The sequence below is a fragment of the uncultured Amaricoccus sp. genome, assembly GCF_937858865.1.
Classification (GTDB): Bacteria; Pseudomonadota; Alphaproteobacteria; order Rhodobacterales; family Rhodobacteraceae; genus Amaricoccus.
In genome coordinates this window covers 1-2,921 of the sequence record NZ_CALLYO010000146.1, presented here as the reverse complement: position 1 = coordinate 2,921, position 2,921 = coordinate 1, and the positions used below count along the sequence as shown (strand labels likewise).

Genomic DNA, 2,921 nt, shown 5'->3' with positions numbered 1-2,921 from the left:
TGCCGCCCGTCGAGCGAGGTCACCACCTCGCCCGGCGCCAGCAGCCCGCGCTCCACCAGCTGCCCGAAGGCGATGCGCGGCTCGGCCCGCTTCGGCGTCGTCACCGCCGCCACCTCGGCGTCGAGCGGCCGGACCGCGGCGATGCGCGCCTCGGCGACCGCCCGGTATTCCGCCTCGCGTTCGATGCCGATGAAGCGCCGCCGCAGCCGCCTGGCGACGGCGCCGGTGGTGCCGGTACCGAAGAAGGGATCGAGCACCAGGTCGCCCGGCCGCGTCGAGGCGACCAGCACCCGGTGCAGCAGCGCCTCGGGCTTCTGCGTCGGATGCGCCTTGTCGCCGCCGGCGTTCTTCAGCCGCTCGCCTCCGGTGCAGAGCGGGATGGTCCAGTCCGAGCGCATCTGCACGCCCTCGTTCAGCGCCTTCATCGCCTCGTAGTTGAAGGTGTATCTCGACTGGTCCGACTTCGCCGCCCAGATCAGCGTCTCGTGCGCGTTGGTCAGCCGCTTGCCGCGGAAGTTCGGCATCGGGTTCGACTTGCGCCAGATGACGTCGTTCAGGATCCAGAAGCCCGCGTCCTGCAGCGCCGCCCCGAGCCGGAAGACGTTGTGGTAGGAGCCGATCACCCAGATCGCCCCGTCCGGCTTCAGCACGCGCCGCGCCTCGCCGAGCCAGGCGCGGGAGAATTCGTCATAGGCCGCGAAGGAGGCGAACCTGTCCCACTCGTCGTTGACCGCGTCGACGCGCGAATTGTCCGGCCGGTGCAGCTCGCCGCGGAGCTGCAGGTTGTAGGGCGGGTCGGCGAAGACCAGATCGACGCTCGCGTCCGGCAGCCGGCGCATCACCTCGATGCAGTCCCCGGCCAGCACCACGTCGGTCCCGGGGTCGGTCCCGGGGTCGGTTCGGGGGGCGGTCCCGGGTGCGCCGGTCTCCTCGGCCTTCTTCACTCTCGGCATCGGGGCATTCCGTCCTGTCGGTTGGCGCCCCGACGATGAGTCATTCGCGACTCGCCGTCAAACAATTAATCGAATCAAGAACTTACCAAAGACCCTTCCCACAACATCTTGTGCACCGGCGCAAACGACCGCCTATGATGTGGGCTGACCCCCAGTCTCTCCAGCCCCTCGGCATGCCCCCGCGTCCCGTAACCCATGTTGGTTTCCCAGCCGTAGCCGGGGAACTGTTGCGAAAGGGCAACCATCATCGCGTCGCGGGCGACCTTGGCGACGATCGAGGCGGCGGCGATGGAGACGGCGAGCCCGTCGCCGCCGACGACCGGCCGGCAGGGGCAGGGGAGGCCGGGGCAGGGCATGTGCCCGTCGACCAGCGCCAGCGCCGGCCGGCGCGGGAGGCCGGCGACGGCGCGGCGCATGGCGAGGAAACTCGCCTGCAGGATGTTCATCGCCTCGATCTCGGCGACGCTCGCCACGCCGACGCCGACGCAGGCGGCGAGGCGGATCTCGGCGGCGAGCGCCTCGCGGCGCAGGGCGGTGAGGCGCTTGCTGTCGTCGAGCCCCTCGGGGATGGCCGCGGGGTCGAGGATGACGGCGGCGGCGACGACCGGGCCGGCCCAGGGGCCGCGCCCCACCTCGTCGATGCCGCAGACCGGATGCGGGCCGGGGCGCTCGAGGCTGAAGTCGGGGGCGCTTGGGCAGTCGTCCGGCAACTCTCGTCCTTCCCGCGCGGCTTGGCGACCTCGGGCGGATTCGAACCGCCGACCTACCGCTTAGGAGGCGGTTGCTCTATCCTCTGAGCTACGAGGCCACGGGCGTCTGTCTAGCAGCGTCGCGGGTTGGAAGGGAAGGCCGCATGTGGAAGAGGCTGATCGCCGCGCTCCTCGCCGGCGCTCTGGCGGCCGGGACGGCGCCGGCGTCGGGTGCCCCGCGCGGGGTGACGCCCGGGGTGACGCGCGGGGTGACGCCCGGGGTGACGCCAGAGGCGCTCGTCGCGGCGAGCGGCGGGATCTACCGCGATCCGGCGCTCGCCGGCTATCTCCAGGCGGTCGGGATGCGGCTGGTGGCGGCGGCCGGCCATCCGGCCCCGCCCGGCGGCCGCTGGAGCTTCTCCGTCCTCGACACGCCCGAGACCAACGCCTTCGCGCTGCCCGGCGGGCGGATCTTCGTGACCCGCGGGATGCTGGCGCTGGCCGGCGACGAGGCCGAGCTCGCCGTGGTGCTCGGCCACGAGATCGGCCATGCGCTGGCCGGCGACGGCCGGGTGCCGAAGGGCGACCGGGCGCGCCGCGCCGCCGAGGTGGCGGCGGACCGGACCGGGCTCGCGCTCCTCGTGCGGGCCGGCTACGACCCGGGGGCGCAGGCCGACTTCCTCGCGACGCTGCTCGCGGCGCGCGCGGTCGAGACGGGCCCGGGCGAAGGCGATCCCGGCCGGTCGGGGGCGCCCGACCATCCCGCGCTCGGCGAGCGGCTCGTCGCGGCGCGGCGCGAGGCGGGGGCCGCCGCCGGCACCGGCGTGCGCAACCGCGCCGCCTTCCTCGCCGCCATCGACGGGATGACCTGGGGCGACGGTCCGGCGCAGGGCTTCGTGCGCGGGCGGAGCTTCGTGCATCCCGACCTCGGCTTCGCCTTCGACGCCCCGCCGGGCTATGCCGTGGCCAACCTCCCCGACGTGGTGGTGGCGAGCGGCCCGGGCGGGGCGCTCCTCCTCATGGACAGCATCGCCGATCCGGGGGGCGCGCCGGCCGACTATCTCGTGCACGGCTGGGTGCCCGAGATCGGCCGCGAGATCCGCACCGGGCCGCTCGCCGGCCTGCGCCAGGGCCGCCGCAACGGCCTCGCCACGGCGCAGGGCGCGCTCGCCATGACCTCGGGCGGCAGCGCGCGGGTGGCCGAGCTGACCGTGGTGCGGCACGACGGGCGCCTCTACCGGCTGACCGGGCTGCGCCAGCCCGACGATGCCGCGGGCGG

The 2,921-nt window shown here is 74.1% G+C and carries 3 protein-coding genes and 1 tRNA gene; 1 reads left to right on the top strand and 3 read right to left on the bottom strand.

Going from position 1 to position 2,921, the window contains the following annotated elements:
• The 3 genes from Q0112_RS04195 to Q0112_RS04185 form a co-directional block, all read right to left on the bottom strand.
• A partial coding sequence (locus Q0112_RS04195; protein WP_297971825.1) for a DNA methyltransferase occupies window positions 1–953 on the bottom strand: 953 nt, incomplete at its 3' end.
• Between the two features lie 74 nt (window positions 954–1,027).
• The gene (locus tag Q0112_RS04190; RefSeq protein WP_297971823.1) at window positions 1,028–1,663 is read right to left on the bottom strand and encodes a ribonuclease HII; all 636 of its coding nucleotides are present in this window, start codon (window positions 1,661–1,663) and stop codon (window positions 1,028–1,030) included.
• Window positions 1,664–1,685: 22 nt separating this feature from the next.
• Window positions 1,686–1,761 (bottom strand) — tRNA-Arg (locus Q0112_RS04185).
• A gap of 45 nt (window positions 1,762–1,806) precedes the next feature.
• Here Q0112_RS04185 and Q0112_RS04180 point away from each other — a divergent pair.
• The coding region (locus tag Q0112_RS04180) for a M48 family metalloprotease (protein WP_297971820.1) at window positions 1,807–2,921 on the top strand (1,115 nt) is incomplete at its 3' end.